Origin of the sequence: Desulfosarcina sp. (assembly GCF_033791525.1) — a bacterium.
Taxonomy (GTDB): Bacteria; Desulfobacterota; Desulfobacteria; order Desulfobacterales; family Desulfosarcinaceae; genus Desulfosarcina.
In genome coordinates this window covers 1-2944 of sequence record NZ_JASJGN010000004.1, presented here as the reverse complement: position 1 = coordinate 2944, position 2944 = coordinate 1, and the positions used below count along the sequence as shown (strand labels likewise).

Genomic DNA, 2944 nt, shown 5'->3' with positions numbered 1-2944 from the left:
CGCTCGCCCGCATTGTCGATGGCGTTGACTTCGGCGTGGGGCCCGCCCGCCCGCTGATGATATCCCTGACCCACGACCCGGCCGTCCTTGACCAGCACGGCGCCAACCATGGGGTTTGGCGAGGTCCAGCCCCGGCCCTTTTCGGCCAGGGCCAATGCCTGCTGCATGTATTTAATATCGCTCATGAATATTTTGGACCCTTGGACTCTTGACCCCTTCCCTCTTGGAAACACGCTACTTAGCCGGATGGCTCAGCAGACGCTTGAGTTCAGATACAAAGTCGTTGACATCCTTGAACTCGCGGTAGACAGAGGCGAAGCGGACATAGGCGATGTCATTGAGTTCGTGCAATTTGACCATGACCCGCTCACCGATTTCGTGGGAGGGAATTTCCTTTTCACCCGTTTCCCGAAGGTCCCTTTCCAGGTCTTCGATGAACTCTTCGATGGTGTTCATGCTGATGTCCAGCTTCTGGCAGGCTTTGCGGATCCCGGACCCCACCTTTTCGCGGCTGAAGACTTCCCGGCGACCATCCTTTTTAATGATCATGATGGGAATTTCTTCAATGTGCTCGTAAGTGGTGAAGCGTCGGGTGCAGTCGATGCACTCCCGCCGGCGTCGGATTACGCTGCCGTCCTTGCTTACTCGAGAATCGATAACCTTGTTGTCAAGCTCACCGCAAAATGGACATTTCATGAAAAACCCTCCCGATGGCTGCGTAATGTTGAAAAACCGGCGTATCATGCAACGGATCAGACATCATTCCTTCTCCGTAAATTGGATGGACACCACCGGACTGGCCGGCATCAACTGGCGACAGGCCACCCCGGCCTGGTCGAACATTCTTCTGGAGGCGCGAACGGAATCGGTGTCGGCATACTTGTCAGACAGGTAGACCACCTCGCGGATACCCGCCTGGATAATTACCTTGGCGCACTCGTTACAGGGAAACAGGGCTGTATAAATATGACAATCGGTGAGGTTCCCGGGGACACTGTTTAAGATGGCATTGAGCTCCGCGTGGCAGACGTAAGGGTATTTGGTGTCAAGAAAGTCTCCTTCGCGGCACCACGGCAGGGTGTCATCGGAACAGCCGGTGGGAAAGCCGTTGTACCCGACGCCTACGATTCGCTTCTGGCGATTGACGATACAGGCACCCACCTGGGTGTTGGGGTCTTTGCTGCGCTGGGCCGACAACAGGGCTACGGCCATGAAGTAGTCGTCCCAGGAGAGATAGTCCGATCGTTTACCGTTGCTGGTTGCAGTCATTGCAAATGTTCCTTTACCGTCCGTGTCCGTGTGCCTGTGGATAAAGGGGAAATTCATCGCACAGCGCCTGCACCCGATCCCCTGTCTTTTTCAGCAGCGCCTCGTCCCCTGGATTACGCAGGACCTCGGCCATGAGGCCGCCGATGATCTTCATCTGCTCGGCCATCATTCCCCGGCTGGTTACAAAAGGGGTGCCGATACGGATGCCGCTGGTCACATGGGGGCTGCGCGTTTCGAAGGGGATGGCATTCTTGTTTACGGTGATGCCGGCACGACCTAATGCTTCCTCCGCATCCCGGCCGGTGATACCCATGCGGGTGAGGTTGACCAGCATGAGATGGTTGTCCGTGCCGCCGGACACCAGATCCAGGCCGTTATCTTTAAGGCTGTTGGCCAGCGTCGCTGCATTGGTTACGGTGTTTTTTTGATATTGTCTGAAGGGGTCGCCCAGCGCCTCCTTGAAGGCCACGGCCTTGGCGGCGATGACGTGCATCAGCGGCCCGCCCTGCGAACCCGGAAATACCGCGGAATTAAATTTCTTTTCGATTTCAGGATTGGCTTTGGCCAGGATCAGGCCGCCACGTGGCCCACGCAAGGTTTTGTGTGTGGTCGTGGTGGTGACATCGGCGATGGCTACAGGGTTGGGGTATTCACCCGCTGCAATCAAACCAGCCACGTGGGCCATATCCACGAACAAGTAGGCGCCGACGCTATCGGCAATATCGCGGAAACGCTGCCAATCCACAACGCGGGAGTAGGCGGAGAAACCCGCAACGACCATCTTCGGCTGGTGCTCTTTGGCCAGTGCTTCGACCTGCGCATAGTCGATTTCGCCCGTGCTCTCATCCAGACCGTACTGAATGGCGTTATATAGCTTGCCAGATGAGCTCACCTTGGAGCCGTGGGTAAGGTGCCCGCCGTGGGCCAGGCTCATGCCGAGAATGGTGTCTCCGGGCTGTAGCAGCGCCAGATACACTGCGGCGTTGGCCTGCGAACCGGAATGCGGTTGAACATTGGCATAATCGGCACCGAACAACTCTTTGGCACGATCGATAGCCAACTGCTCAGCCACATCCACATTTTCGCAGCCACCGTAATAGCGTTTGGCGGGATAACCCTCGGCGTATTTATTGGTCAACACGCTGCCCTGAGCCTGCATCACCCGGGGGCTGGTGTAGTTTTCAGAGGCAATCAGCTCAATGTGCTCTTCCTGACGAACTTCCTCTGCCTGGATGGCAGCCCATAATTCGTCGTCAAAACCGGCAATTTGCATATCTTTGCTAAACATTCTCTTCCCCTAGGGTTATTCCAAAATTAAGCCTGTCGTTAACGTGGCTTTTACCCCGTTAATCGGCACCCGAATTACGCGCAACGAACCTGCCGCCAAACACTGTAAAAAAGCGGAGCTGAGCAGGCACGAAAAAACGTTAATTGTAGCATGAATCAAACCATCACCAATTCCACCTCCCGCCAAAAAACCTCTGCTAACACCTTAAGTTTGCTCGATTTCCGGCCGACATTGACCAGTGAATCATTAAACTTTGGATAAAATGACCACATTGACTGCCACCCCCCCCCTGAGGATGCCCAAATTTCGTCTTGGCGTTCGCCAGAAAGTCTTATTGGTGCTACTGACCGTACTACTCACCGCATTGAGCGTGAGTGGCTGGTTGGC

The 2944-nt window shown here is 55.3% G+C and carries 3 protein-coding genes and 1 pseudogene; all 4 read right to left on the bottom strand.

Annotated elements, in window-relative coordinates; translation table 11 throughout:
- Window positions 1–185: pseudogene (locus tag QNK41_RS00120) on the bottom strand (riboflavin biosynthesis protein RibD); the annotation flags it as partial.
- A gap of 49 nt (window positions 186–234) precedes the next feature.
- Entirely contained in the window at window positions 235–696 is a 462-nt protein-coding gene (gene nrdR / locus QNK41_RS00115) for a transcriptional regulator NrdR (protein ID WP_319252498.1), read from the bottom strand.
- A 63-nt stretch (window positions 697–759) separates the two neighbouring features.
- Entirely contained in the window at window positions 760–1269 is a 510-nt protein-coding gene (locus QNK41_RS00110; RefSeq protein ID WP_319252496.1) for a dCMP deaminase family protein, read from the bottom strand.
- 13 nt (window positions 1270–1282) lie between these two features.
- Entirely contained in the window at window positions 1283–2557 is a 1275-nt protein-coding gene (glyA, locus tag QNK41_RS00105; protein WP_319252494.1) for a serine hydroxymethyltransferase, read from the bottom strand.
- Window positions 2558–2944 lie beyond the last annotated feature (387 nt).

Bases quoted from the DNA above. Each gene is read 5' to 3' on its own strand.
- nrdR (WP_319252498.1), bottom strand. From the start codon at position 696: ATGAAATGTCCATTTTGCGGTGAGCTTGACAACAAGGTTATCGATTCT.
- QNK41_RS00110 (WP_319252496.1), bottom strand. From the start codon at position 1,269: ATGACTGCAACCAGCAACGGTAAACGATCGGACTATCTCTCCTGGGAC.
- glyA (WP_319252494.1), bottom strand. From the start codon at position 2,557: ATGTTTAGCAAAGATATGCAAATTGCCGGTTTTGACGACGAATTATGG.